Here is a 25,778-nt window from a genome sequence, read left to right as displayed (position 1 = left end):
GGTTCACGGCGCCACCTCGGTCATGGACCTGGGGGCCTGGGGGCGTTGCGGGGTCGTGCTATCGAGCTGGTCGCTCAGCGGGTGCCACCCGTTGTCGGTGGGGACACCGGGCGCCGGGGCAACCTGCTGCCTGTCGACGTGGGGGCTGATGCCAGAAAAGTCCCCCGTGACCTGGTGCGTTGCGTACTGGGCCGGGGCCATGACGAGCACCACCGCGACCGGCGCGCCGTCCTGGGGCGTGCGCACCATCCAGGTCGAGGGCTGCTCGCGCCAGCCCGCGGGCGGCTTCCTGAGGTTGGGGTGAGACACCAGCAGCCCCTTGACGGTGCGCGACACGTCCCCGCCCACGAGCTCCAGGTCGAACGACGAGGAGTCCTTCGAGACGTGGATCGCGAGGACCGGGAGCACGCCGCGAGCCACGGGGGCCACCGGCGTGGACGCCTGGACGGTCGTGGCCGCGCTCAGCGACAGGTCCGCCAGGCGCCGGGCCCGGTCGGCCTCAGGGTCGAACGTGTCGGCGAACGCCATGGCCTCCAGCGGGTCGGGCCCGAAATCGTCGAACCCGAAGTCGTCGCGGACGGCCGCAGGCGCCGGAGTCGGGGCAGGCTCGACGACGGGCTCGACGACCGGCGCAGCGTCGGGGGCAGGCGCGGGCTGGGTGCCCGTGGTCGTGCCCTGGTCCAGGAGGTCCTCGCCCTCGACGGCGACCGGAGCCGGGGCCGGAGCGGCGAACAGGTCGTCGCGGACCGCGAGCGAGTCCAGGACGCCAGCATCCACCGGGGCCAGGTCCACCGTCGTGGGGTCCTGGATGTCGAGCGGGTACAGGCGGTTGACCATCAGTTCTGTGCTCGTCTCGACGACCATCGAGGTCTCACCCGACTCGTCGGTGCGCTCGTACTCGCGCTCGGAGACGTTCACCTTCGCGTTGACCGCGACGATGTCGCCCACCTGCGGGTCGGCGTCGCCGAACTCGCGCACGATGTTCGCGCACGTCGAGTCGAACGCGACGCCCTTCATGGTGCAGGAGGAGCCCTCCAGAGTCAGGGACACCATCCGCCCGCCGGCGTAGGTCCGCGGCGCCCAGGCCGAGATCATCGCGATCGTGTCCGCGCGCGTCCCGTCGCCCTGGAGGCGGACCCGGTGCAGTGGCGTAGGACGTCCCGACTCGCCGCGCGAGCCGGTCACCGTCACCGACCGCAGCTGCGAGCTCAACGTGACCAGCGGGGGCGGGCCCAGGACACAGCCCAGGGTCGCGCGCTGGCGAGCGGCGCGCTGAGCCACACCCCAGTGGGCGTTCGGGACCGGCAGGTGGTGGACGGCGGCGGCGGGGCGCGGTGCTGCACCCGGCTTGGCCGCGGGCGTGGACCGGAACGAGCGCGAGATCATCATCAGGCCCAGGCGGGGCCCGAACGTGTCGCACGCGCCAGCCTCGATGAGCGCCTCGACGAGCGTCACGCTGACCTGTGAGCGCTCCATCATGTCGACCAGCGACGTGAACGGTCCGCCCAGGTCCCGGGCCGCGACGATCTTGGCCGTGTCCTCGCCAGCGCCCTTGACCTCGCTGAGTCCCAGGCGCACCGAGGTGCCGTCCGAGGACGTCGAGACCTGCCCGAGGTTCACGTCCGGGGGCAGGACCGTCAGGCCCTCCGCGGCGAGGTCGACGAGCGTCACGAACCGCTTGTCGTCGTCCTCGGTCACGGACAGCAGCGCCGCCGCGTACTCGTGCGGCCAGTTCGCCTTCAGGTACGCGGTGACGTACGCGACCTGCGCGTAGGCAGCCGAGTGGCTCTTGTTGAAGAGGTAGGCAGCCGAGCCCTCGAACGTCTTCCAGAGCTGTTCGAGGGTGGGGATGGAGAACGCGACCTTGGCCGTGCCGTCCTTGTGGTGGTCGAGCACGCCCCCGGCCATGAAAAGCCCGCGCACGGCCGCGACCTCGTCGGCCTTCTTCTTCGAGACAGCCTTGCGCAGGCGGTTGCGCTCGGCGGCGTCGAACCCTGCTACGACCTCGCCGAGCTGCATGAGCTGCTCCTGGAACACGACCGTGGCGAACGTCTGGTCGAGCACCTGGCCGATGACCGCGACCTCGTCCGGGTTCGTCGTCAGGTAGTCGTAGGACACCTGCTCGCGCCCGTTCTTACGCTCCGCGTATCGCTCGTGCATCCCGGCCGACAGGGGGCCGGGCCGAAAGAGTGCCACCAGCGCGGACAGGTCGTCGATCGAGTCGGGGGAGACCTGCTCGCACAGCCGGGTCATGCCCGAGGAGTCGAGCTGGAACACCCCGGCGGTGCGCCCGGCCTGGAGGATCTGCCAGGCCCGGTGCGAACGCTCCGGGTGGCTGGGGGAGTCGGGGTCCAGGGCATCAGGGTCGACGACCTCGCCGGTGTTCTGCGCCACCAGCGCCACGCACGCCGAGATGACGTCCAGGGTGCGCAGGCCCAGCAGGTCCATCTTCACCAGGCCGTACGCCTCGATGTCCGAGCCCTCCCACTCGGTGATGCGCGGGGCGCCCACCTCAGCGGTCTTGGAGCGGTTGCGGCGCGTGGGGATCAGGGCCGTCAACGGCTCGTCGGAGAGCACCACGCCGCACGCGTGCAGGCCCGGCTGGCGGGTCGTGCCCTCGAAGTCGCGGGCCAGGTCGATGATCTCGGCGCCCTCCGCGCCGGCTGCGGCCAGGACCTTGCGGTACTCCGCGGCCGAACCCTCGCTCGGGTCGTCCAGGCTTGCGAACGTCAGCGGCTTGCCGCCTGCGCTGGGGACCTTCGACGAGATGCGGTTGCCGAGCGTGGTGGCGTCCAGGACCCGGGCGGCGTCCTTGATCGCGGCCTTGGTGCGGGCGATGCCGAACGTGCCGAGCTGGGCGACGGAGTCCGAGCCCCAGCGCTGGGCGAAGTACGCGAGCACCTCGCCGCGGCGACCCTTCTCGAAGTCGGTGTCGATGTCGGGGAGCTCGGCGCGCGTGAAGTCCAGGAAGCGCTCGAAGAGCAGGCCGTGGCGGATCGGGTCCACACCCACGATGCCCAGGCAGTACGAGACGACCGAGCCTGCGGCCGAGCCGCGCCCGACGCCGACCCGGATGCCCTGGGTGCGGGCCCACTCGATGACGTCCCACACGATCAGGAAGTAGTCGACGAACCCCAGGCCCTTGATGACCTCGAACTCGTGGTTCAGGCGTGCCCGGACCTCCGCGTCGAGCACCGAGGACCCGGCGTCGGCCGGGGTACCTTCGGGGGCGTAGCGGCGGATCGCGCCCTGGGTGACCAGGTGCTTCATGTACGCCGTGGAGTCCTCGAACCCGGCTGGGGTGGGGAACTTCGGCAGCCGGATCTTGGGCTCGGGCAGGACCCGCGCAGCGCAGCGCTCGGCGATGACGAGCGTGTTGTCGCACGCCTCCTGCCACCAGTCGGCGCCGTCGAACAGGGCCCGCATCTCGGCCTCGGTGCGCATGTGGTGGCCGTGGCCGTGGAAGTGGAAGCGCTTGGGGTCGCTCAGGGTCTTCTTGGAGGAGACCGCGAGCCACGCCTCGTGCGCACGCCCCTGGTCGGCGTGCACGAAGTGGGCGTCGTTCGTGGCGACCAGCGCGATGCCGGACTCCTCGGAGATCTTGCGCAGCTCGGTGGTGACGCGGGCCTGGGCGGGGATGCCGTGATCCATGACCTCGATGTAGACGTTCTGCGAGCCGACGGCGTCGATGATCTGGTCGAGGTGCCAGCGGGCCTTCTCGCGCATCGCCGCGGCCTGCTCACGCTGGGACCTGGCCTCGACCTGGTCGCGCGCAGCCTCGGCGCGGGAGTCCATGAGCGTGGCCCGGTTCAGGTGGTAGGCCAGGGGCCCGCCCAGGCACCCGGTGAGCACGATGATGCCTTCGGCGTTCGCCGCGAGCAGGTCGTAGTCGATGCGGGGCTTGGACCAGAACGACGCGGAGGACTGGGACTCGTTGACGATCCGGACCAGGTTCGACCAGCCGGTGGGCGTGGCCGCGAGCAGCGTCAGGTGCATGTACTGCCGAGCGCGCTTGGTTTTGCGGCGGTCCTCGCCCTCGCCCTCGCTGGTGACGTCCTCGTTGTCCTCGTCGTCGGGGTCCACCTCGCCGGTCTCACGGGCCAGGCGCGAGCCGAACGCCAGGTACGCCTCGACGCCGATGATCGGCTTGATGTCGTGCTGGCGGGCCAGGGTGTCGAGCTTCCACGCACCCGAGAGCGTCCCGTGGTCGGTGGAGGCCACCGCGGGGTTGCCGTCGGCCGCGGCAGCCGCCACGACGTCGGGGAGCTGGCCGAGCCCGTCCAGGGGGCTGTACTCGGAATGCAGGTGCAGGTGCACGAATCCGCGGCCGGCCGGAGCGAGCTCAGGTTCGGGGGCCGGGGCGGCGGCGTCGAGGGCTGCGGGCTCGGCGACGTCGGCGCTCAGGTCCGCGGTGGGCTCGGTGCTCGACTCGGTACTCGCCTCGGGGGCAGGCTCGTGAGCGGGCGTGTCGAGGGGCGCTGCGAAGTCGGCAGCGAAGTCAGCAGCGTCGGTGGCGACGTGGGTCGTGGACCCGGTGGGCAGATCGGCGGACATGTCCCAGTCGTCAAGGCTCTCGCCGCTCGGCTGCTCATTCATCGACATGCCCGTCCCTATGCGTCTTGCCCCTGCTCAGCGCCCCGTTGGCGCTACGGGACTGTTGACGGGATCAGGGCTGCGCGGCGTGCGTCGAGCCAGGCCTCGAACGGGGCCACGAACATCGGGGGCAGGCCTCGTCCGGAGATCCGGGCGACCCGGTGGGTGCGCGGGGCGGGGCTCGTGTCGTCGCGGACGTAGACCAGGGCGGAGGCGACCGCGGTCCCGAACTCGCGCACGCCGGCGTCGGGGTCAAGCTCGGCGGGCCACTGGTAGGTCGAGGCGATCCAACGCACGGTGGGGGTGCGCGCGCCGGGGAACTTCGTCATGCCGACCGCGTAGGGGGTCAGGGCGTTGGCCTGCTGGGCGAGGGCCCCCTCGGCGGCGGAGCGCACAGAGCGCACCAGGGTCCGGGGGTTGCAGGCCTTGACCTGGACGACGGTGTCGTCCAGGACCGCGAGGTCTCCGATGTCGTCACGCCGTCCGGCACCGAGCTGACGCATCGGGTTCAGGCGCAGGTGCGGGTCGCCGTCGCAGATGTCGAGCAGGTACGCGAGGGCGTCGCGCTCGGCCTGGTCGCCCTTGGCCTTGGAGGGGTTTGCCATGCCCGGACCTATGCGCAGAACCCGGCTCGGGCGGGGTTGTCAGGCGGCTCCGATGGGGTGGTGAGCGTTTGCGCAGGTCAGGGCAGGTTTCGGGGCCGTGGCTCCCGGGCTCGCTCCTGCGACTCCGGGCACAATCACGGCCTCGGATCGGTGTTTGTGCAGGTCAGAGCGCGAAACTCCTGGAATCCAGCTACTCCGGCGCCTGTAGGACCACCATAGAGAGAGGGAGGTATCAACTTCCCCTACAAGGGAGATGGGGTTGATGCCTATAGCCCTAGTAGGTGTATCTATCTCTCGACGTGATTCTCATGAGTTATATGATTATAGGGCTCTGACCTGCGCTTATATCAATCCACTCGACCTCGGGCCGGGAGGAGTTCTGGAGTGGTGCTTTCCGGGCATAGTCGGACTAGTTGGGGCACCCGAAGGCCGTTTGGGGGTAGAGGCCAGGCCCTCGACGTGCGAAACCGAGCTGGGACGTCGATGTCCGTACAGAGCGGTAGGTCACCGATGCGCCGAAAGTAGAGATCGCGCCCGTCGCGGAGGCCTGCCCAAGATGGCGACAGCGCCTCGCGCGACTGTCAGCATCCTGCTCGGGTGGAGCCCGCGTCGACGTCCCCACCCCCGTCACCAAGGTGCCGATTCTGCGCATAGAGGCAGGGGAGCGGAGACCACCCCAGCCCCTCCGCACAAGGGAGCCCCGCCACCATGTCCACACGCCGCCGCCAGTACCTGACCGAGGAAGGACAGGGACTGCTCGGGATCGACTCGCCGCACGAACTGGTCGCCCGAGCCGTCCAGTTCTCCCTCGACACCGGCCTGGAGCCCTCAGACCTCATCGTGAGCACCTGCTGCGCTGTGCCGCTGCCCGACTGGGAGGGCCGCGGCCCCGGCATGCGGTGGCAGGAGATGAACCCCGCCATGATGTGGCACCCGCTGCTCTGGATGCCCGAATCGGCGACCGCACCACACCAGGTCCCCACCGAAGGGCTCGACGTCACCTTCACCGAGGAGAACGAGCACATCGCCACCCGCATCGCCCTGGTCGCGATCACCAGCGGGCTCTACGACCCCGACCAGGGCACCTGGGTGGACGTCCTGTCGCTGTACGGGCTCGACATCGAAGACCCCGCGGTCCAAGAGCGCGTGGGCGCCTGGCTGGGCGGGGACGACGACGAGGTGCTCGACAAGATCGACCTCGGCGAGTTCACCGACCGCGTCGTCAACATCGAGACCCTCGCGCTGGACGTCAGCGCCGCCGCCGAGGACGCCGGGATCTGCGTGACCACCCGCGAGGCGATCGAGATGATCGACGAGCTCTTCGACCCGGACACCTCCCAGACCGACGAGCACCGCCGCCAGGTCCTGACCGAGCTGTGCATGGTCCTGGCCGCAGTCATGCCCCGGCGTCTGGTCGGGGTCTTCCTGACCGTGCACGACGAGATCCGCTCCTCGAGCCCCGTGGACTCCTTCGAGATCCACACCATCGACCAGGATCACGAACGCCTGGAAGCCGGCGCGCAGTCGCTCTCGGCCACCCTCCAGGAGATCGAGGCCGAGAGCACCGACGGGGCCGCGGCCTTCGTCGACATGTTCACCGCACGCCTGGGCGAAGTGCGCAGCAGCTGAGTCGAGCACCACCACGCCGCCGGCCTCACCGGTCGCGGCCCGTCAGGACGGAACAGGGGAATGAGCCGCTACGCAGAGAGCACGGGGGTCCCCTCCGATCGCTCCCGGTCCGAGATCGAGCGAACCCTCAGGCGATACGGGGCCACGACGTTCACCTACGGGTGGACCGAGGGGCGTGCCGCCATCGGGTTCGTCAAGGACGGGCGCCAGATCCGCTTCGTCCTGCCGCTGCCCGCCCGCGACGACCGGGCCTTCACCCACACCCCCGCGCGCGGGACCCCTCGGACCGAGGCGGAGATCGAGAAGCAGTACGAGCAGGCCGTCCGCCAGCGGTGGCGAGCGCTGGCGCTGATGGTCAAGGCCAAGCTGGAGGCCGTCGACGCAGGCATCGTGACGTTCGAGGCCGAGTTCCTGCCGCACACCGTCCTGCCGTCGGGGCGGACCGTGTTCGAGGACATCGGCCCAAGCATCGACCTCGCCTACCGCAGCGGCCAGGTCGCACCGCTTCAGATCGAAGGTCTGCGCTGACCCCGAGCCGCAGCGCATGACGACGGTCGGCCACCTGGAAGCCAGGGGCCGGCCGTCTGTTCGTCTCAGCGCAGCGAGTGAGCCTTGGGGTCGTCCGGCTCGTACGCGTCCCGCAGGTACGCCGCGCGCTCCTGCGGGTCCTGCGGCAGCCCCGTGGGCACGTAGGTGCGGGCCTGCTCGCGCACCGTCAACTCCTGCTCGACGGCCAGCGCGTTCTCGATCAGGTGAGCGCCGATCGCCGATGTGTCGAGCTCGGGGTCCACGCGACGCAGCTCGACCTCGCGGTGGATCGCCTCGTCCAGGATGCTGTCCGCACCCGGCGCCCGGCCAGAGACGAGGTCGTCGACGAACGCCTCCTGCCCCTCGTTCAGCACGAGCTCGCTACGGTCGGCCGCCGCGATGGCGGAGCGGGCCTTCGCGCGCCGGACCCGCGGGTGGTCCGGGACCTGCGACATCAGCTCGGCGTGGGCGTCGTGCTCGACCTCCGTCGAGTAGTCGATCATCTGGGAGAGGTCGGGAGCCTGCTCGCCTTGCGTGGGCGAGCCCAGGGAGCTGAGCCCGCCGGGCGCCTCGCTCACGGCCTTGGTCGCGAACTTGCCGTCGCTCTGGCGGGGGTGGGCGTCAGTGTCGAAGTCGTGGGTGCTCATGTCCGTGTGTTGACGGGGTGCGCCGTGGGCGGACGCCTATGGTGTCGGCTGGACCGGCACCGCCCCGCGAGCACGAGCACGCCAGGGAGCGAACCGGAGCCGTCGACGAATCTCACCATCGAGCGTAGGAGCTCCCCTTGACCCATGTACCTACCCGGCGGCTTGGTCGTCGAGGCTACTTAGCCTCAAGGGTCGACACGAGGACTTTCAAGAGCTCAACCTCGGACATTAGCGATCGCCTACCTTGAGGTGTGAGCCGGACCCAGGTTCGCCTTCGCCCTGCGCTGCTTCCCTTTCGGAGTTCAACGTGCCCATGTTGAACAAGGACTTCAAGGTGTCGACCGAGGTTGCCATCGGTAAGCTGGAGTGCGTTCTTCAGGTGCGAAAAATCCGCCTCGTTGATCTCCGCGAGGATCGCCAGAACGCCGAGCCTTGTACGTTGATGAACCGACTCGTCAAGTCGCGCGAGCGGATGAGGTTCGGACGGTGCGGTCACGAGATATCAATCTTGGCAGTTCGTTGCTCTCGAACAAGGGCGGTTGTGGACACGGCGAGCATTCCGACCGTGCATGCCGTGAGGATATAGAGTCCGGGGCTGGCGAAGGTGATCGCCGGCCCGGCAACCATCAATACTGTGCCTGGGATCCAAAGCCAGGCGTCGCGCGCGCGCACTCCGAGAATGACGAGCCCTAGCCCCAAGAAGAATGATGCGCCGAGCAGGCTGAAGGCCCAAGGGCCGAATATGACCACGAGACCGATCGCCCCGACGGCGACAATTCCGTAGCGGTCGCGACCCAAACCGACGCCCGTGAGTTGTCGTTGCAGCAACATCGCTAGGAGTAGCGCCGCGTAGGCGACCATAGGGGTGAGGGTCGCCGCGGCAAGTTGCCCCGGATCAACAAACCGCACGTATGTCAGGTAGCACATTGCCAGTGCGTTCACGAAGAGAGGCATTGACGTCGCGTGCCGCGCTGCGCGTTGCTGAGCCCCTACGAGCTCGACGTACTTCGATGTCGTCGTCATGGTCCTAACTCTGCCATGCAGAGTTAGCGTGGTCAACTCTCAAGACGGTTCAAGCCCGGGGGTGGCGCAGCGTGGGTGCGATACGGGCCGAGTGGCTGTCCCGCCCATCGCAGCCACGTCAACGCTGTGCTCCGCTCGGGGGTGCTGAGGGGCGCGGCGTTGACGTGGCTGACCTCACCCAGAGGGGCTCGATCTTGCCCATTGCCTGGCGAGCGAAAGGTCGGGCTTTGCGGAGAGTTCAGTAGTTGCTAGCCGACCCCGTGGCATGCCTGATTGGTCCAGAGGCCGCCCGTCGCGTCGTCCTTGATGCGAGCGCAGATAGACGTCCCGGAGCGGAGGTTGACCGACTTGCTGAAGTTGACCCACTTGGTGAGCGGCGTGCAGCCTCCCGCAAAGCCCGTCTGGACCGTGATGCCCGTTGAGCTTGCGAGCGTGTACCGAAGTTCGGCTGTCATGTTGCACATGTTCTGCGTGGTGTTGTTGTGTGCCACCCTTGCGGAGATCATGCGACTCCCGCTCATGTTGGTGGTCAGGCAGATGTTGCCGAATCCGCCCGGTGCCCCGGTGCATCCCAGTGCCATCGGCTGGATTGGTGCTGCGGTGAAGCCATCCTCGGAGAGGAAGACCTGCACCGAGCGAGTCACGACCGGCTCGTCGCTTGAGGGGGAGGCGTTCGCCGGGGCTGCCGCCCCCGCGGTGACAACTGCGGCCACGGCGATGGCAATAATTGCGCGCTTGAATAGTCTCATTCGGAAGCTCCAGGTTTCAGATTGAGTTGAGATGTATATTTCGCCCAAGTCTCGCCAAGTCCTGGGGATGGTTCGGTGGCTACTTGTCGGTAATCCGCAGCGCAGGACGCCTTGCCTGCATCTAGGGTGGCGGATTCGGATTCGCTGTTGAAGAACTTAACGGCGTCCTCAAAACTCCTGCCAGTGCTTGCTCCCTGAAGGGTCGCAATGCAGTCAGAGAAGGTGCGCCCGGCGTTCTCTAGATCTGTAGCACTGGGTGCATTCAGGAGAATCCAAACCTCCTCGACGGCGTTGACGTTCGCTCGACAATCCTGCTCGGCTGCGTAGTACTCCGGCTCGCTTGGGAACAGGGCTGAGACGGACGACGGGCGTGCCAGGTCGTCGTACATCTCGATCTCGATGTCTGCGTCGAGCAGGCAGGACTTCACAACGTCAGTTGCTTCTGCGAGTTCGTCATCCGTGACGTTCCCGTCCTTGAAGATTGACGCCTCGAAATCCGAAAGGTCGGCGAGAGGGGTGTCGTCGAAGGTGGTCGTAGGGGTGAAGGGGACGGGTGTGTCCCCTTCCTCCGGAGTCGTGGCAGAACACCCAGCGAGTATTGCCGCGGTGAGAAGCGCGCAACCCGAACCGCGGAGGCGGTTCGGGTTGCGCATGCCGACTACGCGGCGCCGATCTTGTGGCAGATCCATGCCGTGTAGGCCTGGTTTGTCTTGTTGTTCTTCTGTCGGCCGCAGATGTCGGATCCGACCTTCATGTTCTCATTGGGGAACCAGCTGAGCTGCATCGCGCTCCCTGCGCATCCTGCGTTCGGGATCGTTCGCGTGTAGGTGCCGGTGGCCCAGGCGGGGTGATACTTGATCTCCGCGGTCGCGGAGCAGATGTTTCCAGCGTTAAGACCCATGAACTCGTCGATGACCTTGTAGATGAATGGGCCCTTGGCGGGCTTCCCATAGACGCTGAAGCAATGGGTGTTACCGGCTGCTCCCGGGGCCCACTGGCAGCTGGCGGCGTCCATCGGCTGAATGATCGGGTCATCTTCTGCCGCTGCGGTAAGGGCTGTGCTGGGGGGAGTCTGTGCAGTGGCAGAAGCTGCTGGGGTCGCTCCGAAGAGAAGCCCCACCGCAACCAATCCCGTCAGCGCGGGCATGATCCTCGACAATGAGTGTCGCATATGTCTGATCCTCCTTGATTGTGACAGTCGGGAACGCTACCACGATCTGAGACGTCTGTCCCGGTATGTCCGGCCCAGCGGAGAAGGAGGGGGTTTGTGTGGTGGAAATACTGTGCCAAGCGCGCCGCCTCGCACCGGGCGAACCAGAGCCCCGGCCCCGGACGCCGCGTGAACCCGGACGAGGGCGAACGGGGCTGGGTGGTTCGCCAGGCGGGTGCGCGGTCAGCTCTGGGCGGCAGCCACGGCCTGGCGGAGCTTCTCGAAGTTGATGCCGTCCCACTCGGTCTTCAGACCTGGGAGGTCGACCTTCACGACGGGGGCCTGCATCCATCCTTCGGCCTTGATCGCGGCGCCCGATCTCGGGCTGGTCGACCATGTCGATCAGGTTGTACTCGACGCCCTTCTTGTCGAGCAGAGCCTTCGTCACGTCGCAGTTCACGCAGTTCGGCTGGGAGTGGATCGTGATTGCCATGGCGGTCGTCAGTACCTTCCAGGAGGGGTCGAGAGGGGTCAGCCGCGTACCTATGCGGTGGACCGTCCGGGAGATTCCCCCGGTACAAAGGATGTTGACGGGCAGCTCGGGGGGCGGTCAGCCCTGGCGTGCCGAGTTCAGGTCGCGAGTCATGTCGTAGGCCCGGACCGCCTCCGCGTTCCACTCGCCGCCGGCCATCCTTGCCAGCCCCCGAGGTGCCGCGACCTTGATCACGTGCAGCTCGTCGAAAGAGGACTGGGCGCCCATGAGGTGGTCGGCGAGGTCGCACGAACGGCAGGGCGCACTCGGCCAACGACTTCTCGGTTGATCGCGAGCCGCGATGTGGCGGCGGAGAGGCCGCGGTACTTTGTCAATGCAACAGCTTGAGCAGTCTGCCCCTGAATTCTCACGAGATGGAGATTCTCTTGACCATGCAGCTTCCCGACCGGCGAGTCCTTCTCACGAGCGCTCCCAACATGCGTGATCTCGGCGGCATCCCCGTCACCGGCGGCGTCGTAGAGTCGGGCATCCTTTACCGCTCGGCATCGCTCTCGAAGCTCGATGCCGCCGATGAGGACGCCTTCGCGAAGCTCGACATCACGACTGTGTACGACCTCCGCACTGCGCCCGAGCGTGAGGGCGCGCTCGACCGTCTGCCCGAGGGCATCCGCAGCGTCTGGCTTGATGTCGTCGCCGATGCCCCGGACAATATCGCCGCGAGCATCCCTACCCTGCTTGCCGACCCGGCTGCACTGGAGAATGTGCTCGGCAGTGGCCATGCAGACAAGTACCTGGCCGACGCGAACCGCAAGTTCGTGAGCATGCCTTCTGCGCTAGACGCCTACCGGCGCTTCTATCTCGACCTCATCGATGAGCATCGAACCGGTGCTGCTCTCTTCCACTGCACGACGGGTAAGGACCGCACCGGATGGGCCGCGGCGTCGTTCCTTCTCCTCGTTGGTGCCTCTGAAGACGCGGTACGCGCCGACTACCTCGAGACCAACATCGACCTCGCCCCCGCGCTGCAGCCCATGCTCGACACGCTTGCTACGACCGGAGTGAACACCGAACTCCTTCAACCACTCCTCGGGGTGCGGGACAGCTATCTCGACGCCGCCTTGGACGAGCTGTGCAGCCGGTACGGCACGATCGAGGACTACGCTCGAACTGGCCTCGGCATCAGCAACCAGCAGATCGACGCCCTCCGGACCCGCTTCATTCGCACCGAGTAGATCAAGTCGTCATTCGACACGATCCCAGAGCGCTGGACTGTGTTCGGGGAGGCCGCCGTTCAAAACGAGACGCTCACCCCGTAGCTCCGCCCGGAGGTTTCCGGGGGCCCGACCCACGTGCGGGGCATGAGCACAACAACCGCACCCACCCAGCCCGTGGTCTTCGTCGAGGAGCTCGGCACCGCGGCCCGGGACGCCGCCGCCCGCATCGAGCACGAGCGCTGCGACTCCTGCGGGCACCGCGCCTACGTCGTGACCGTCGTGCCGTCCGCCGCTGGCCCGATGCCGCTGTCGTGGTGCGCCCACCACTTCGAGACCGTGGGGAAGGGGTCCGGGGCGGTCGCGATCGACATCCGCTCGCGCCTGGCCCAGGCTCCCGGCGCCTCCGCGGGCGCATAGGTCCTGACATGACCATCACCGACACCAGCACCGGCGCCGCGAGCGTCAACGAGCTCACCCACGCCGGCGCCGACATCAGCCCCGTCGAGCACCTGACGCTCGCCACCGACGGCGCCTGCTCAGGGAACCCCGGCCCGGCCGGTTGGGCGTGGGTCGACGAGCACGGCAACTGGTCCGCCGGGCCGCTGCGACAGGCCACGAACCAGGCTGCGGAGATGCTGGGCCTGGTCGAGGCGATCGGCTCCCACGTGCACGTTCGCCACCTGACCATCGAGATCGACTCCGCGTACGCCATGAACACGTACCTGACGTGGATGGACGCCCACGTGCGCCGCGGCTGGCACACCCAAGCAGGCAAGCCGACCTCGAACCGCACCATCATCGAGATGATGCTCTCCGTGCGCGCCGAGCGCCGTGAGCTCGGCCTGCCGCCGGTCACCCTCGTCAAGGTCAAGGGGCACGCCGGGGGCAAACACCCCCTCAACGACGCAGCGGACGACCGGGCCACGTGGGCCCGCGACCAGTCCCGCGCCGGGAACCTGACCCAGCGCACCGGCAGCGGCATGGTCATCGCCGCCGCCCGCTGACCCGCCCGATCCCGGGCACCTGCCACCGACACCCCTGAGGACCCCCGCCATGAGCATCTGGTTCACCTCCGACCTTCACCTCGGTCACGACTTCGTCGCGCACACCCGAGGCTTCGACCAGACGGCCGAGCACGACGACGCGGTGAGCGACGCGTGGGTTGCCAAGGTCCGGGCGAAGGACACCGTGTGGGTGCTCGGCGACCTGGCCCTGGCGAACCCGACCTACGCCCTGAGCGTCCTGGCGCCCCTGCCCGGGATCAAGAACCTGGTCTGGGGCAACCACGACAGGGGGTGGCCCGCGCACCGCAACGCGCACACCCAGGCCCGCCCCTACATGGACGTCTTCGCCTCCGTGCAGGCCTTCGCCCGCAGGCGCATCGACGGCGCCGAGGTCATGCTGTCCCACTTCCCGTACGACGGTGATTCGGTCATGCGAGCGCCCCAGACGGCGGCCAGTCGCGTGACCTTGGTCGACGCCGGTCCCGAGTGGCGTCCGGTGGGAGTTGAGGGCTACTTCGCCAACCGTGAAGGGCAAGTTCTCGGTAGGTTCGGCAGAGTGCTCAAGCCGTGGATCGCAGGCAGCGGTTATGAGTACATCGCTGTGCCCACTGGTGGAACGGGAAAGAGGAACGTGACTGTCCACTCCCTTGTCTGCACTGCGTTCCACGGCCCACGACCCGACGGCATGCAGGTCGCGCACAACGACGGCAATCCGACGAACAATCGGGCCGAGAACCTGCGATGGACGACGCCAGCCGACAACAGTGCCGATCGTCGTCGACATGGAACTGCGTGGGCGTCCGGCTATAGCCGACCCGGCGAACTCAATCCAGGGTCGAAGCTCACCGCCTCAGAGGTCGCCGCTATCAGGTCCTCAACGGAGCCAGCACACCTTCTGGCAGGAGCTTTCGGTGTCGGTAGGTCGGCCATCGACGACATACGAAATGGGCGGACATGGAAGAACGTCGGCGACAAGCGGGACGGGGACACCGACGGTCGTCCCGTCGACCGTCACGAGCAGTACCGGCTGCGCGACCTGGGGCTGCCCCTGATCCACGGGCACACGCACTCGACGAAGTTCCTGACGGCCTCCGAGCGCGGCAGTCTCCAGCTGCACGTCGGGTTCGACGCCCACCGGCGCATGGTCAGCCTCGAAGAGGTCGCGGCCCAGCTCGCCGGGGGGACTATGGGCGCGGCGCCCTCGCGTAGAGCGAGCCCCGCGAGATCTTGCGCTCACACGTGAATCCGTGCGCTGCGGCCCTGTACAGGCGGGCCATGTCTGGCCGCGCTCCGAACGTGATCGTGACCCCCGCCCGGTCGGCCTGATCGAGCAACGCCGGTCCGAGCTGGGCGCGCAGACGCTGCCCGTGTCCGGCGCCGGTGGGCCCGGCCATGTGGTCGAGGATGTGCCACGACGTCGGGCTGACCTTGAGCAGGACCGTGGAGGTCCCGTCGTCGCTGATGAAGAGCGTCGAGCGGGGGTCCACGATTGCGAACAGCGTGTACACGGCCGCGATCAGCACGCCGGCCACGGCTGCGATCCCGAGCCAGAGGGCGACCTGGAGTACGCCGTCGAGTCCGGCCAGGGCAACGAGCGGGACGGTCAGGGCCGCGATGGTCGAGGCGGCGATCAGGAACATGACGCGCACGGGGCGCGCCGAGCGGATGATTCTCCACTGGGCGTGAGCCCAGATCCGGAGCAGGCGTCCGAAGTCGCGGACCGTGGCGACGTGCACCCCAGGAACTGTCTGTGGTCGAGTCTGTTGCCCCATGCGGGTGAGGGTAGTGCGGGCCTACGACGTCGAGCAGGCCGCGTCCTGCGCGCATAGGTCAGGGCATGTATACCTCCGTTCGCGACGTCGTCATCATCGGGTCAGGCCCTGCCGGGTGGACCGCCGCCACGTACGCCGCGCGAGCCGGACTCGCACCGCTGGTCATCACCGGCGTCGAGCAGCCCGGCGGTGCGCTGACCACCACGACCGAGGTGGAGAATTTCCCCGGCTTCCCCGCGGGCGTGGCCGGGCCCACCCTGATGGCCGACATGCAGGCCCAGGCTGTGCGGTTCGGGGCCGAGGTCGAGTTCGACCAGGTCGCCAGCGTCGAGCTCACCGGGGACCTCAAGACGATCGTGCCCGAGTACGGCGACGAGCCGATCCGGGCACGCACCGTCATCGTCTCGACCGGCTCGGAGTACCTGCACCTGGGGGCACCGGGGGAGGAGCGCCTGGGCGGTCGCGGCGTGAGCTACTGCGCGACGTGCGACGGGGCGTTCTTCAGCGGCAGCACCGTCGTGGTGGTCGGCGGCGGAGACTCCGCGTGCGAGGAGGCACTGTTCCTGACGAGGTTCGCCGACCAGGTCATCCTCGTCCACCGCCGCACCGAACTGCGGGCCTCGAAGGTCATGGCCGAGCGGGTCCTGGCGAACAGGAAGATCCGGCCCATGCTGGAGCACCAGGTCACCGACATCTGCGGCCAGGACAAAGTCGCCGGGGTCGTGTGCACCCCGGCCACCGGCCCGGACGTCCTGGTCCCCGCGCAAGGCGTCTTCATCGCGATCGGGTCGTCCCCGCGCACCTCGCTGTTCGCCGGCCAAGCCGCCCTCGACAGGGCCGGGCACCTGCGTGTCGAGCACCCCAGCACCCGCCTTCTGGACGCCAGCGGGACCCGGACGCTGCCGGGGGTGTTCGCAGCCGGAGACGTGGTGGACCCGGTGTACCGGCAGGCGATCGTGGCAGCCGGGGAGGGTGCGAAGGCCGCGCTGGACGCACAGGGCTACCTCGACGAGATCTCCGGGACCTGAGGCTCGCCCGCCAGGACCCGCGCCGGCGTCGAGCTCAGTCGCGCCGGCGCAGGACCGAGTTCGCGACGGCCAGTGCTCGGGCCCTCATCCGGGTCTGACGACCGGCGTTGGTGCCTGCGTCCGAAGAGGCGTTCGAGGTTCGGCACACGTGCGTGGACACCGTCGCGTAGATCCGCCCGCAGCCGGGGCACTGCTCGACGGTCGAGCGCGGTGAGCCCTTGACCAGGGCGTTGAACGCGGCGCCGGGGGAGGACGCGCCGCGGACCTTCTCGAAGACCTCGGCGCTGACCAGGTGCCCGTAGTTCCGGTCGCTGATCCGGGTGACCATCGTGCCTGAGGCGTGGTCGTACCCGACGGCGGTGACCCACGTCGAGCCGACCGGCTCCAGCTCGGCGCCGGCGGCCGCCCGGCGCTCGCGCCGCCGCGAGATCAGGTCGCCTGCCTCGCGCAGCCCGTGCGTGACCCGGCGTGACTCCAGCACCGCGGAGACCGCCTCGCCCAGCGGACTGTCGGGTGCGCCGACGACCTTCGCGGACCAGACTCCCGGGCGGACCTGCTGGACGCGGGCCCAGCCCGTGACCTCGCGCCCCTCGACCGTGCCGGAGACCGGAACGTCGAACACGTCGTTGCCGTTCGCCTGGGAGAAGCGCCGCACCGCGGCCACGTTCGGCATCGTCAGCGACGTGCCGGGGCCTTCGTAGGTGTGGCGCGCGACCCGGCGGTCGGGGGCGAGGTCGCTGGTCGCGGGCATCTGGGCCACCGGGCGTACCGGGTCGTACTCGGCTGCCAGCGTGTGGGTGTCCCACCAGGCTTCGACCCCGCCGAGGTCAGCCATCGGCAGCACGGTGGCGGGCACGTACCCGTGCGCGGCAAGAAGGTCGCGGCGTGCGGCGAGCCCGGCCGTGGGAACCAGGGCTGGGGGAGCGGGGGAGGACAGGGCGCTCATGCCGCCCGAGACTTCGTCGACCGCCTTCGCCACGAACTGGCCGGACTGGTGGTCGCGCGGGTGCAGCAGCTCGTAGGACTCCATGCCCTGTTGTTGACGGGCTCAGGCGTCGGTGGCGGTGCCTCGTGCTCGTTCGCGTGCACGCTCGTTGGCGATCCGGAAGGGCAGGGCCACCAGCATCACCAGGGTCCGCAGCACGAAGGAGACGGCGAGCACGACCCACCACAGGGCCAGGACGAAGAACGCCCAGAAGGTGCGCAGGAGGAAGAGTAGGAGGAGGCCTCCGGCGATTCCGATGACGAACATGGCGATCATGGTCTGGCTCCCTTCCTTTCGTGCTGCGACGTGCAGGCACCCTTGGTGTGGGGCGAGGGCGCAGGAAGGTCCCCGGCGGTATGTCGCGGGTCTAGACGGTGGCGTCCATGAACGCTTCGAACTTCTGGACGGCGACCTGCTGGGTGGTGGGGCTGACGTGGGAGTAGAGGTCGAGCGTGATGGCGATGTTGGCGTGACCGAGTCTTTCCTGGACGACCTTCGGGTGCGTCTGGGCTTCGAGCAGGAGGGTCGCGTGGGTGTGGCGCAGGTCGTGCACCCGGATGTCGGGCAGCCGCTCGTCGCGTGGGCGGCCCCGGTTGTATCGGTCGACCGCAGCGCGCCAGCGGTCCCAGACGCCTCCTGGGCGAATCAGCATCCCGTCGCTCTTGACGAACACGGCCTGGTCGGCGCCGACCAGGGCCGGGTCGATGGAGGCGAGGCGGTTGAACTGCGCGCGCAGGGCGTTCACGGTCGGGGTGTCGAGGTAGACAGCGCGGGGGCGTCCGTTCTTCGGCGGAACCGTCGGGAAGGTGGTCGGCTTTCCCTTGCTCTTCACCTCGACGATCGCGCGTCGGACAGCGAGCTTGTGGCCGGTGAGGTCGACGTCGCGCCACTGCAAGCCGAGGAGCTCTCCTCGGCGTAGCCCGGTGCGCCCGACGACGATCCAGCCCATCGACAGGTCGGTGTCGTCGTGGGGGCACCAGCTCAGGAATGCCTTGAGCTGTGCAGCAGTCCAGGGGTGGATCTCGGGCTTGGCGGACTTCACCTCCCGTGCCGTTGGAGGGTTGGCCTGGGGGAGCTTGGCCGGGTTGGTGGCGATGAGGTGCTCGGCCAGGGCTCCGTCCAGGATGCTCACGAGCAGGGCGTGGACCTTGCGGACGCTGTTGGGTCCTAGGCCTGTTCCTTCCTTGCCCCGGTCGTGATTGCCGCGGGCTTCGAGGTCGCGGTAGAGCCGGGCGATGCGCGCGGCCCGCAGGTCCACCAGCGGCACGGACCCGATGTACGGGTCGATGTGCAGGCGCACGTAGCGGCGGTAGGTCTCGACCGTCGACGTCGACGCCCGGCGTCCGGCGAGCCAGTCTGCGGCGAACTGGGACACGGTCACCTTCGTGTCGACGGTGGCACGCCCGGTCTCGACCTCGGTGACGGCCGCCCGCAGCGCCTTCGCCGCTTCGCCCTTGGTCGTGAATCCGCCGACACCCTTGCGCGTAGTCCCTGCCTCGGGATCGTCGGGGTCGACCGGCACCCGGTACTCGATGCGGTACCGGGTGCCGGCGACCGTCTGGTAGGTCCGAACCGATCCGTCTCCTCGGCGTCCGCGTCGGGCGCTCATGCAGCGGTCGGGAACGGCACGTCGTTGGTCAGGAGCGCGAGGAGCTTCTCGCGGGGCACGACGATGCGACGTCCGACGCGCAGGTGGGGGATCTCACCGGCGTCGAGGGCCTTGTCCAGGGTGCGCTTGTCGACGTCGAGGATGCGGGCGGTCTCGGCCCTGGTGATGGTGGCTCGCCGGCTCGCGCGCAGCTCGTCGAGGGTGCTGATGGCGCGGGACTCGGTGGCGGTCTCAGGTGCCTGGCTCTGTGTGCTCATACTCACCGCCTATGCGGCGATGTGTCGTACAGCACCTGGCTGTTTCGGGGTGCTTCTAGGTGTCCGCTTGGGGCGATAGACGCATAGCTTGACGCATGAAGGCCTTGAATCGGCCTCTTCTGAGTGTGTTTCCGCAGGTCAGGGGCCTGACGTAGAGGTGCCCCGGGTGGGATTCGAACCCACACTGGATCGGGTTTGAGCCGAACGCCTCTGCCGGTTGGGCTACCGGGGCATCGACCGTCAGGGGACCTCAAGGGGCCCGCTGCGGTGCGTGGACCATCGAACCACAGAACCGGGACGAAACGAGAATCACACCCGTCCAGCGGGGCGCCCGGGGTGTTCTCCTACTACGATGAGGGACGTGAGTGACGACAACGCGCAGCCCGATGCCACGGCACCGCTCGACCTGCCCCCCCTGATCCAGCCCGAACCGAGCGCCGTGGCCGAGGCCGCGCCCGCGCCGTCGGGCGCCCGTCCTGCTCGTCGAGCGGTCGTCGCCGAGGACGAGGCCCTGATTCGCATGGACGTCGTCGAGACGCTCCGCGAGGCAGGTTTCGACGTCGTCGGGGAGGCGGGCGACGGTGAGACCGCGGTCAAGCTGGCCCTCGAGCTCAAGCCGGACGTCGTCGTCATGGACGTCAAGATGCCCGAGCTGGACGGCATCTCGGCCGCCGAGCGGATCGGCAAGGCGCACGTCGCGCCCGTGGTCCTGCTGACCGCCTTCTCCCAGACGGAGCTCGTCGAGCGCGCACGCGACGCAGGAGCCATGGCGTACGTCGTCAAGCCGTTCAGCCCCTCGGACCTGCTGCCTGCCGTGGAGATCGCGATCTCCCGCTACTCGCAGATCAGCGCCCTCGAGTCCGAGGTCGCGGACCTGGCCGAGCGCTTCGAGACCCGCAAGCGCGTCGACCGCGCCAAGGGCCTGCTCATGACCAAGATGGGGCTGTCGGAGCCCGAGTCGTTCCGGTGGATCCAGAAGACCTCGATGGACCGTCGCCTCACCATGCGTGAGGTCGCGGACGCCGTGATCGAGCAGGTCGGCGGCGCCTGATCCGGCATGCTCATCGCCCGGGATCGGCCTGTGAACTGCCCCTTTGTTCGGGACGCTCAACAAGGCTATCGTCATGGACAGGTGTCCAGTTCGACGAACCGGGCACTCACGAAGCATCAGTCGATCGATGACCGGGGGCGCTCGTCGGTGGCAGGTAGCTCGTCTGCCACCGGGGTGCTCCGAGGTCGGAGGATCCTATGAGGAGGTTCCACGTGCGTGCAGCAGTTGTGGTCAGGCCTGCGGTCGGCGACGACCTTCCTGGCGTCGCCGTGCTGTGTGCCGAGGCGCGTCGTGAGTCCGCTGCGGGGCCCCAGGTCTGCCTCTCGGACGAGTCCAAGCTCGTCCGCCAGCTGAGCGTCCTCCTCGCGGTCCCGGGCGGATCGATCCTCGTGGCCTTCCAGGACGACGTCCCCGTCGGGTTCCTCCTCGCCCGCGCCCTCGAGCCGCACATCTTCAACGACGAGCCGAGCCTCTACATCGAGGCCCTCTACGTCTCGCAGGACGCGCGCCGTCGTGGGGTCGGGCACGCGCTGCTCACCGCGACGGCCGAGCTCGCGGCCCAGACCGGCGCGGTCGACGTCTTCTCCGTGCCCATCCCGGGCTCGCGCGGCGTCCAGCGCTTCCTCGCTCGGCTCGGGTTCGCGCCGGCCGCCGGTCACCGCGTGGTCTCCACGTCGGTGCTCCAGCGCCGCCTTGCGGCGGACTCGGGCACCTCGCGTCGTGGGACCCGTGGCCTCGAGGACCTCATCGCCCGCCGCCGCAAGGCCCGGACCGAGGGGCAGACCGGCCCCGTCGACCTGCGTGCCTTCCAGGAGGACCTCCGCGAGTCGGCGGTCCCGCTCGTGAGCGAGACCGCGGCCCGCTGACCCAGCCGGAGACCACGAGAGGCCCGGCGCGAAGGACGACCTTCGCGCCGGGCGTCTCTCGTCGTCGGCGGTCAGCGGCCGTCGAGCACCATGCAGGTGAGGCGGGCCGTGCAGACCCGCCGGGCCTCGTCGTCGACCACCACGATCTCGTAGCTCGCGGTCGTCCGCCCCAGGTGCAGAGCCGTCGCGACGCCGTGCACCGACCCTGAACGCACCCCCCGGTGGTGCGTGGCGTTGATCTCGATGCCCACGGCCGCGCGCCCCTCGCCCGCGTGGATCTGCGCCGCGATCGACCCGAGGGTCTCGGCGAGGACCACCGAGGCGCCGCCGTGCAGGAGCCCCGCCGGCTGGGTGTTTCCCGCGACCGGCATGCTGCCGGTGACGCGGTCGGGCGCGACCTCGACGAGCGTGATGCCCATGCGTTCGATGAGTGTGCCCGCGGTGCTGGCCCGCAGCGCCGCGAGTGCCGCGTCGTCGGGGAAGGTGGTCGGGCTCTCGGCTCCGTGCGTGTCAGTCATAGCGGATAGGTTTGCACTCGTGACCACCACTTCGCGACCTCGCCTCCTGCTGATCGACGGACACTCGATGGCCTACCGGGCCTATTTCGCCCTGCCGGTCGAGAAGTTCTCGACGACCACGGGGCAGTCGACGAACGCCGTCTACGGGTTCGTCTCGATGCTGACGAACCTGCTGCGCGACGAGAAGCCGACGCACGTCGCGGTCGCGTTCGACGCCGGGCGCGCCTCGTTCCGCACCGAGGTCCTGCCGACCTACAAGGGCACGCGCGACGCGAGCCCCGAGCCCTTCAAGGGGCAGGTCCCGCTCATCAAGGACATCCTCGCGACGCTCAACATCCCGGTCCTGCAGAAGGAGAACTACGAGGCGGACGACATCTTCGCGACCCTCGCGACCCAGGCTGCCGCGGCCGGCATGGAGGTCCTGGTCTGCTCGGGCGACCGCGACTCGTTCCAGCTCGTCCGCGAGGACGTGACGGTGCTCTACCCCAAGGTGGGCGTCTCGACCCTGGCGCGCATGACCCCGGACGCGGTCCTCGAGAAGTACGGCGTCCCCCCCGAGCGCTACCCGGACCTCGCGGCCCTCGTCGGTGAGACGAGCGACAACCTGCCGGGCATCCCGGGCGTGGGCCCCAAGACGGCCGCCAAGTGGATCAATGCGTACGACGGCCTGGACGGCGTGCTCGAGTCGGCGGACAAGATCACGGGCAAGGCGGGGGAGAACCTGCGGGCCAACCTCGACCAGGTGCGGCTCAACCGTCAGCTCAACGCGCTGCTGACGGACATGGAGCTCCCGCTGGGCCCCGACGACCTGCTGGTCCAGCCGTGGGACCGCGAGGCCATGCACCGCGTGTTCGACGCCCTGGAGTTCACGGCCCTGCGCGAGCGTCTGTTCGCGCTCGCCCCGGAGGGCGAGGAGGACGTCGAGGAGGGCTTCGACGTCTCGCTCGCCGTGCTCGGGCAGGGCGAGCTCGGGGGCTGGCTCACGGCCCGCAAGGAGCGCCCCGTGGGCCTCGTTGTCGCTGGCAAGGCCGCCCCGGTGGGCGGGGACGCGTGGTCGCTCGCGGTCGCGGACGACGGCGCCGCAGCGGTCGCGGTGGACCTCGCCGACGTCGCGGTCGTCGACGAGCAGGCCTTGTCCGCGTGGCTCGCGGACGCCGACGCACCCAAGGTGGTCCACGGGGCCAAGGCCACGTGGCACGAGCTCGCGGCACGCGGGTTCGACCTGCAGGGCGTGGTCTTCGACACCGAGCTCGCGGCCTACCTGTGCCACCCGGACCAGCGGGGCTACGACCTGGGCGACCTCGCGATCCGTCACCTCAAGCGCGAGCTGCGGGTCGAGGCGGTCGACGACGAGCCCCAGGGAGCGCTCGACCTCTCGCTCGACGGCTCGGGCGAGGACAAGCGGGACGCGGTGCGCGCAGCAGGAGTCCTCGACCTCTCGGAGGTACTGGTGGGTGAGCTGCGGGACCGCGGCGCGGACCACCTGCTCAAGGACCTCGAGCTGCCCCTCGTCGACGTGCTCGCCCGCATGGAGTCGCGCGGCATCGCCGCGGACGTCGAGTACCTGACCGAGCTCGAGAAGCACTTCAGCGAGCTCGTCGCGACCGCCGCGACCGAGGCGTACGACGTGATCGGGCGTGAGGTGAACCTGGGCTCGCCCAAGCAGCTCCAGGAGGTCCTGTTCGACCAGCTGGGCATGCCCAAGACCAAGAAGATCAAGACCGGCTACACCACGGACGCGGCAGCCCTCGCGGACCTGTTCGCCAAGACGGGCCACCCGTTCCTCGAGCACCTGCTCGCGCACCGCGACGCCACGCGCCTGCGCCAGACGGTCGAGGGCCTGCTCAAGTCGGTCGCCCCCGACGGGCGCATCCACACGACGTTCCAGCAGACCATCGCGGCGACCGGGCGACTGAGCTCGACCGACCCGAACCTGCAGAACATCCCCATCCGTACCGAGGCCGGCCGGCGGATCCGCCGGGCGTTCGTGGTGGGCGAGGGCTACGAGACCCTGCTGACCGCGGACTACAGCCAGATCGAGATGCGGATCATGGCGCACCTGTCGGGCGACGAGGGCCTCATCGAGGCGTTCCGCTCCGGCGAGGACCTGCACAGCTACGTGGGCTCGCGCGTGTTCGACGTCCCGACCGACCAGGTCACCCCCGCCATGCGCTCCAAGATCAAGGCCATGTCCTACGGCCTCGCCTACGGTCTGTCCTCGTTCGGTCTCTCGCAGCAGCTCAACATCTCGGTGGGTGAGGCCGCGGGCCTCATGGAGGACTACTTCAAGCGCTTCGGCGGCGTGCGCGACTACCTCACGGGCGTCGTCGACGAGGCCCGGGTCACGGGCTACACCGCGACCATCCTGGGGCGTCGCCGCTACCTGCCGGACCTCACGAGCGACAACCGTCAGCGCCGCGACATGGCCGAGCGCATGGCGCTCAACGCCCCCATCCAGGGCAGCGCCGCCGACATCATCAAGGTCGCGATGCTGGGCGTCCAGCGCGCGATCGACGAGCAGGATCTCCGTTCGCGACTGCTGCTCCAGGTCCACGACGAGCTCGTGGTCGAGGTCGCACCGGGGGAGCGGGACACCGTCGAGAAACTCCTGCGCCGCGAGATGGGCGCCGCGGCCGAGCTCTCGGTGCCGCTCGACGTCTCGGTGGGCGCAGGGCGCACCTGGCACGACGCCGGCCACTGACACCTGGTCCGCCGTCGGCGGGAGAGCGCAGGGCCGTCCGCTGTCAGCGGGCGGCCCTCCGCCGTCGGAGGCTCAGGACCGCGTGAAGCGCGAGCCGCCGTACTTCTTGTGGACAGCCTGGCGGCTGACACCGAGGATCGTCGCGATCGCCGCCCAGGGGATCCCGCGGGTCCGTGCGCGGCGGACGACGAGCGCCTCGCGCCGGTCGGCCTCGTCCCGGAGGTCGCGGAGCGCAGCGAGCGCGCGCAGCGGATCGTCGTCGTCGGCCGCGCGGACGAGCATCGTCATGTCGGGCTCCTTCATCGGTTCCTCCGGTAGCGGGTCTCCCCGGTCCAGGTGGCGAGCAGCCACCACGCTGTCAACATAGGTTGACGTCCGACGAGTCGTCAACCCTGGTTGACGCCCCTCGCTGCGACAGCCGACCGTGGGTCAGCCCGCGCTGCGGGTCCGGAAGATCGCGGTACCGGGCAGGTACGCGCCCCGCACCGGCCCCCAGCCACCCCAGACCTCCTGGTTGTCGGCCGGCCACTCAGGCTCCACGACGTCCTCGATCAGGAGTCCGGCGGCGACGACCTCGCGCACATGGTCGCCGAACGTGCGGTGGTACTCGGCGTAGGCGACGCGCCCGGCGGTGTCGGTCTCGACGTAGGGGCGACGGTCGAAGTACGAGCGGTTCGCCGTCAGCCCGTGCGTGCTCGGGTCGTCGGGGAAGGCCCAGCGCAGCGGATGGGTCACCGAGAAGACCCACGAACCCCCGGGACGCAGGACGCGAGCGACCTCGCGGTGGATCGCTCCGGCGTCGGGCACGAAGGGGATGGCGCCGAACGAGGTGAAGGCGACGTCGAAGCTCGCGTCGGCGAACGGGAGACGCCGGGCGTCCGCCTGGACCAGCGGGACCGGGACCCCGGTCGAGGCGTTGAGCGCGGCCCCTCTGCCCAGCATGCCGCCCGACACGTCGGTCGCGACGACCTCGACGCCGCGTGCGGCGAGCCAGCGCGAGCACTGCGCGGCGCCCGCGCCGACCTCGAGCACGCGCCGCCCGTCCAGGTCTCCCAGGAGGTGGGCGTCGGCCTCGCGGAGCCCCTCGGGGCACCAGCAGAATTCGACCGCCCCCAGGAAGTCCCCGTGCTCGTCGAGGTACTCCTCGGCGTTGGCGTCCCACCAGGTGCGACCCGCGGCGCCGCCCTGCTCCGCCGGGACGTCCCGGTACCCGACCGATCCGATCGTCTCATCCGTCATGCATCTATCGTCTCGCGACGAGGGGCCTGCGTCAGCATCTGCCCAGGTGGTCGATAGGGTAGGGGCTGGTCGGTCGAGCGATGGCGCTGGTCCGCCTTCCGACGATCACTCATCACG

At 69.1% G+C, this 25,778-nt stretch carries 27 protein-coding genes and 1 tRNA gene; 10 read left to right on the top strand and 18 right to left on the bottom strand.

Going from position 1 to position 25,778, the window contains the following annotated elements; all coding sequences use genetic code 11:
- Positions 1-3 precede the first annotated feature (3 nt).
- Positions 4-4,554, bottom strand: coding sequence for a DNA polymerase III subunit alpha (locus OERS_RS01860; RefSeq protein WP_068623931.1), 4,551 nt, complete (start codon positions 4,552-4,554; stop codon positions 4-6).
- A gap of 92 nt (positions 4,555-4,646) precedes the next feature.
- Positions 4,647-5,198 carry a hypothetical protein gene (locus OERS_RS01855; RefSeq protein WP_068623929.1) on the bottom strand — a complete coding sequence of 184 codons (552 nt, stop codon included), beginning with the start codon at positions 5,196-5,198 and terminating at the stop codon, positions 4,647-4,649.
- A 708-nt stretch (positions 5,199-5,906) separates the two neighbouring features.
- Here OERS_RS01855 and OERS_RS01850 point away from each other — a divergent pair.
- Both OERS_RS01850 and OERS_RS01845 read left to right on the top strand, forming a co-directional pair.
- Positions 5,907-6,827, top strand: coding sequence for a hypothetical protein (locus tag OERS_RS01850; protein WP_068623927.1), 921 nt, complete (start codon positions 5,907-5,909; stop codon positions 6,825-6,827).
- Positions 6,828-6,887: 60 nt separating this feature from the next.
- The gene (locus OERS_RS01845) at positions 6,888-7,355 is read left to right on the top strand and encodes a hypothetical protein (protein WP_068623925.1); all 468 of its coding nucleotides are present in this window, start codon (positions 6,888-6,890) and stop codon (positions 7,353-7,355) included.
- 65 nt (positions 7,356-7,420) lie between these two features.
- On the opposite strand, the gene OERS_RS01840 is transcribed toward OERS_RS01845, so the two are convergent.
- The 7 genes from OERS_RS01840 to OERS_RS21375 all read right to left on the bottom strand — a co-directional run bounded on the left by OERS_RS01840 (position 7,421) and on the right by OERS_RS21375 (position 11,684).
- Entirely contained in the window at positions 7,421-8,002 is a 582-nt protein-coding gene (locus OERS_RS01840; RefSeq protein WP_068623923.1) for a hypothetical protein, read from the bottom strand.
- Positions 8,003-8,177: 175 nt separating this feature from the next.
- Positions 8,178-8,498, bottom strand: a complete 321-nt coding sequence (locus OERS_RS20485) for a transcriptional regulator (protein ID WP_083201144.1) — start codon at positions 8,496-8,498, stop codon at positions 8,178-8,180.
- Positions 8,495-9,025, bottom strand: coding sequence for a hypothetical protein (locus OERS_RS01835; RefSeq protein WP_068623921.1), 531 nt, complete (start codon positions 9,023-9,025; stop codon positions 8,495-8,497). The genes OERS_RS20485 and OERS_RS01835 overlap by 4 nt, the downstream gene beginning before the upstream one ends.
- A gap of 248 nt (positions 9,026-9,273) precedes the next feature.
- The gene (locus tag OERS_RS20905) at positions 9,274-9,774 is read right to left on the bottom strand and encodes a hypothetical protein (protein ID WP_139107626.1); all 501 of its coding nucleotides are present in this window, start codon (positions 9,772-9,774) and stop codon (positions 9,274-9,276) included.
- The gene (locus tag OERS_RS20900) at positions 9,771-10,427 is read right to left on the bottom strand and encodes a hypothetical protein (protein ID WP_139107625.1); all 657 of its coding nucleotides are present in this window, start codon (positions 10,425-10,427) and stop codon (positions 9,771-9,773) included. Before OERS_RS20900 ends, OERS_RS20905 begins: the two co-directional genes overlap by 4 nt.
- A gap of 5 nt (positions 10,428-10,432) precedes the next feature.
- Positions 10,433-10,921: a hypothetical protein gene (locus tag OERS_RS01825; RefSeq protein ID WP_139107624.1), complete on the bottom strand. Its 489-nt coding sequence runs from the start codon at positions 10,919-10,921 to the stop codon at positions 10,433-10,435.
- A gap of 613 nt (positions 10,922-11,534) precedes the next feature.
- On the bottom strand, positions 11,535-11,684 hold the full coding sequence (locus OERS_RS21375) for a hypothetical protein (RefSeq protein WP_169834165.1): 150 nt from the start codon (positions 11,682-11,684) through the stop codon (positions 11,535-11,537).
- Positions 11,685-11,830: 146 nt separating this feature from the next.
- Here OERS_RS21375 and OERS_RS01815 point away from each other — a divergent pair, with 146 nt between their 5' ends.
- From OERS_RS01815 to OERS_RS01800, 4 genes are all read left to right on the top strand, one after another.
- Positions 11,831-12,649 (top strand): tyrosine-protein phosphatase, encoded by an 819-nt coding sequence (locus OERS_RS01815; RefSeq protein WP_068623914.1) that lies wholly within the window; start codon positions 11,831-11,833, stop codon positions 12,647-12,649.
- A gap of 126 nt (positions 12,650-12,775) precedes the next feature.
- On the top strand, positions 12,776-13,048 hold the full coding sequence (locus OERS_RS01810) for a DUF7455 domain-containing protein (RefSeq protein WP_139107623.1): 273 nt from the start codon (positions 12,776-12,778) through the stop codon (positions 13,046-13,048).
- 8 nt (positions 13,049-13,056) lie between these two features.
- The gene (locus tag OERS_RS01805; protein ID WP_068623910.1) at positions 13,057-13,635 is read left to right on the top strand and encodes an RNase H family protein; all 579 of its coding nucleotides are present in this window, start codon (positions 13,057-13,059) and stop codon (positions 13,633-13,635) included.
- 142 nt (positions 13,636-13,777) lie between these two features.
- Positions 13,778-14,878 (top strand): HNH endonuclease, encoded by a 1,101-nt coding sequence (locus tag OERS_RS01800; protein ID WP_248948290.1) that lies wholly within the window; start codon positions 13,778-13,780, stop codon positions 14,876-14,878.
- On the opposite strand, the gene OERS_RS01795 is transcribed toward OERS_RS01800, so the two are convergent.
- Positions 14,820-15,407 (bottom strand): hypothetical protein, encoded by a 588-nt coding sequence (locus tag OERS_RS01795; RefSeq protein ID WP_139107622.1) that lies wholly within the window; start codon positions 15,405-15,407, stop codon positions 14,820-14,822. The genes OERS_RS01800 and OERS_RS01795 overlap by 59 nt on opposite strands.
- A gap of 65 nt (positions 15,408-15,472) precedes the next feature.
- On the opposite strand from OERS_RS01795, the gene OERS_RS01790 reads away from it, so the two are divergent.
- The gene (locus OERS_RS01790; RefSeq protein WP_068623903.1) at positions 15,473-16,435 is read left to right on the top strand and encodes an NAD(P)/FAD-dependent oxidoreductase; all 963 of its coding nucleotides are present in this window, start codon (positions 15,473-15,475) and stop codon (positions 16,433-16,435) included.
- 34 nt (positions 16,436-16,469) lie between these two features.
- Here the strand turns inward: OERS_RS01790 and OERS_RS01785 are convergent, their stop codons facing one another.
- From OERS_RS01785 to OERS_RS01765, 5 genes are all read right to left on the bottom strand, one after another.
- Entirely contained in the window at positions 16,470-17,465 is a 996-nt protein-coding gene (locus OERS_RS01785; RefSeq protein ID WP_068623901.1) for a hypothetical protein, read from the bottom strand.
- An 18-nt stretch (positions 17,466-17,483) separates the two neighbouring features.
- Positions 17,484-17,687: a hypothetical protein gene (locus OERS_RS01780; RefSeq protein ID WP_139107621.1), complete on the bottom strand. Its 204-nt coding sequence runs from the start codon at positions 17,685-17,687 to the stop codon at positions 17,484-17,486.
- Between the two features lie 100 nt (positions 17,688-17,787).
- Complete coding sequence (locus tag OERS_RS01775) at positions 17,788-19,029, bottom strand: site-specific integrase (RefSeq protein ID WP_068623897.1); 1,242 nt, start codon at positions 19,027-19,029, stop codon at positions 17,788-17,790.
- Positions 19,026-19,286: a helix-turn-helix domain-containing protein gene (locus OERS_RS01770; protein ID WP_068623895.1), complete on the bottom strand. Its 261-nt coding sequence runs from the start codon at positions 19,284-19,286 to the stop codon at positions 19,026-19,028. Before OERS_RS01770 ends, OERS_RS01775 begins: the two co-directional genes overlap by 4 nt.
- A 158-nt stretch (positions 19,287-19,444) precedes the next feature.
- Positions 19,445-19,518: transfer RNA gene (locus tag OERS_RS01765), tRNA-Leu, on the bottom strand.
- Positions 19,519-19,638: 120 nt separating this feature from the next.
- Between OERS_RS01765 and OERS_RS01760 the strand changes: the two genes are divergently transcribed.
- Both OERS_RS01760 and OERS_RS01755 read left to right on the top strand, forming a co-directional pair.
- Positions 19,639-20,337: an ANTAR domain-containing response regulator gene (locus OERS_RS01760; protein WP_139107620.1), complete on the top strand. Its 699-nt coding sequence runs from the start codon at positions 19,639-19,641 to the stop codon at positions 20,335-20,337.
- 212 nt (positions 20,338-20,549) lie between these two features.
- A complete protein-coding gene (locus OERS_RS01755; RefSeq protein WP_169834164.1) occupies positions 20,550-21,203 on the top strand; it encodes a GNAT family N-acetyltransferase in 654 nt (217 codons plus the stop codon).
- Positions 21,204-21,274: 71 nt separating this feature from the next.
- Here OERS_RS01755 and OERS_RS01750 read toward each other — a convergent pair whose 3' ends face one another.
- The gene (locus tag OERS_RS01750) at positions 21,275-21,721 is read right to left on the bottom strand and encodes a hotdog fold thioesterase (protein ID WP_056761907.1); all 447 of its coding nucleotides are present in this window, start codon (positions 21,719-21,721) and stop codon (positions 21,275-21,277) included.
- 67 nt (positions 21,722-21,788) lie between these two features.
- Here OERS_RS01750 and polA point away from each other — a divergent pair, with 67 nt between their 5' ends.
- On the top strand, positions 21,789-24,422 hold the full coding sequence (gene polA / locus OERS_RS01745) for a DNA polymerase I (protein ID WP_068623891.1): 2,634 nt from the start codon (positions 21,789-21,791) through the stop codon (positions 24,420-24,422).
- A 72-nt stretch (positions 24,423-24,494) separates the two neighbouring features.
- Here the strand turns inward: polA and OERS_RS01740 are convergent, their stop codons facing one another.
- Complete coding sequence (locus OERS_RS01740; RefSeq protein WP_248948288.1) at positions 24,495-24,710, bottom strand: helix-turn-helix domain-containing protein; 216 nt, start codon at positions 24,708-24,710, stop codon at positions 24,495-24,497.
- A 141-nt stretch (positions 24,711-24,851) separates the two neighbouring features.
- The gene (locus OERS_RS01735; RefSeq protein ID WP_068623887.1) at positions 24,852-25,661 is read right to left on the bottom strand and encodes a class I SAM-dependent methyltransferase; all 810 of its coding nucleotides are present in this window, start codon (positions 25,659-25,661) and stop codon (positions 24,852-24,854) included.
- Positions 25,662-25,778: the final 117 nt, after the last annotated feature.

The sequence above is a fragment of the Oerskovia enterophila genome, assembly GCF_001692445.1.
Taxonomy (GTDB): Bacteria; Actinomycetota; Actinomycetes; order Actinomycetales; family Cellulomonadaceae; genus Oerskovia; species Oerskovia enterophila.
Note: the sequence above shows the minus strand (reverse complement) of the source record. Positions and strands in the feature narration are given on the sequence as shown.

Excerpts from the sequence above, each read along its gene's own strand:
- OERS_RS01845 (WP_068623925.1), top strand. The coding sequence starts at position 6,888 with ATGAGCCGCTACGCAGAGAGCACGGGGGTCCCCTCCGATCGCTCCCGG.
- OERS_RS01815 (WP_068623914.1), top strand. The coding sequence starts at position 11,831 with ATGGAGATTCTCTTGACCATGCAGCTTCCCGACCGGCGAGTCCTTCTC.
- OERS_RS01790 (WP_068623903.1), top strand. The coding sequence starts at position 15,473 with ATGTATACCTCCGTTCGCGACGTCGTCATCATCGGGTCAGGCCCTGCC.
- OERS_RS20900 (WP_139107625.1), bottom strand. The coding sequence starts at position 10,427 with ATGCGCAACCCGAACCGCCTCCGCGGTTCGGGTTGCGCGCTTCTCACC.
- OERS_RS01740 (WP_248948288.1), bottom strand. The coding sequence starts at position 24,710 with ATGACGATGCTCGTCCGCGCGGCCGACGACGACGATCCGCTGCGCGCG.
- OERS_RS01785 (WP_068623901.1), bottom strand. The coding sequence starts at position 17,465 with ATGGAGTCCTACGAGCTGCTGCACCCGCGCGACCACCAGTCCGGCCAG.
- OERS_RS01850 (WP_068623927.1), top strand. The coding sequence starts at position 5,907 with ATGTCCACACGCCGCCGCCAGTACCTGACCGAGGAAGGACAGGGACTG.
- OERS_RS01770 (WP_068623895.1), bottom strand. The coding sequence starts at position 19,286 with ATGAGCACACAGAGCCAGGCACCTGAGACCGCCACCGAGTCCCGCGCC.
- OERS_RS01795 (WP_139107622.1), bottom strand. The coding sequence starts at position 15,407 with ATGGGGCAACAGACTCGACCACAGACAGTTCCTGGGGTGCACGTCGCC.
- OERS_RS01780 (WP_139107621.1), bottom strand. The coding sequence starts at position 17,687 with ATGTTCGTCATCGGAATCGCCGGAGGCCTCCTCCTACTCTTCCTCCTG.
- OERS_RS01760 (WP_139107620.1), top strand. The coding sequence starts at position 19,639 with ATGAGGGACGTGAGTGACGACAACGCGCAGCCCGATGCCACGGCACCG.
- OERS_RS01805 (WP_068623910.1), top strand. The coding sequence starts at position 13,057 with ATGACCATCACCGACACCAGCACCGGCGCCGCGAGCGTCAACGAGCTC.
- OERS_RS01855 (WP_068623929.1), bottom strand. The coding sequence starts at position 5,198 with ATGGCAAACCCCTCCAAGGCCAAGGGCGACCAGGCCGAGCGCGACGCC.
- OERS_RS01840 (WP_068623923.1), bottom strand. The coding sequence starts at position 8,002 with ATGAGCACCCACGACTTCGACACTGACGCCCACCCCCGCCAGAGCGAC.
- polA (WP_068623891.1), top strand. The coding sequence starts at position 21,789 with ATGGCCTACCGGGCCTATTTCGCCCTGCCGGTCGAGAAGTTCTCGACG.
- OERS_RS01810 (WP_139107623.1), top strand. The coding sequence starts at position 12,776 with ATGAGCACAACAACCGCACCCACCCAGCCCGTGGTCTTCGTCGAGGAG.
- OERS_RS20905 (WP_139107626.1), bottom strand. The coding sequence starts at position 9,774 with ATGAGACTATTCAAGCGCGCAATTATTGCCATCGCCGTGGCCGCAGTT.
- OERS_RS01735 (WP_068623887.1), bottom strand. The coding sequence starts at position 25,661 with ATGACGGATGAGACGATCGGATCGGTCGGGTACCGGGACGTCCCGGCG.
- OERS_RS01775 (WP_068623897.1), bottom strand. The coding sequence starts at position 19,029 with ATGAGCGCCCGACGCGGACGCCGAGGAGACGGATCGGTTCGGACCTAC.
- OERS_RS01825 (WP_139107624.1), bottom strand. The coding sequence starts at position 10,921 with ATGCCCGCGCTGACGGGATTGGTTGCGGTGGGGCTTCTCTTCGGAGCG.
- OERS_RS01835 (WP_068623921.1), bottom strand. The coding sequence starts at position 9,025 with ATGACGACGACATCGAAGTACGTCGAGCTCGTAGGGGCTCAGCAACGC.
- OERS_RS01750 (WP_056761907.1), bottom strand. The coding sequence starts at position 21,721 with ATGACTGACACGCACGGAGCCGAGAGCCCGACCACCTTCCCCGACGAC.
- OERS_RS21375 (WP_169834165.1), bottom strand. The coding sequence starts at position 11,684 with ATGGGCGCCCAGTCCTCTTTCGACGAGCTGCACGTGATCAAGGTCGCG.
- OERS_RS01860 (WP_068623931.1), bottom strand. The coding sequence starts at position 4,554 with ATGTCCGCCGATCTGCCCACCGGGTCCACGACCCACGTCGCCACCGAC.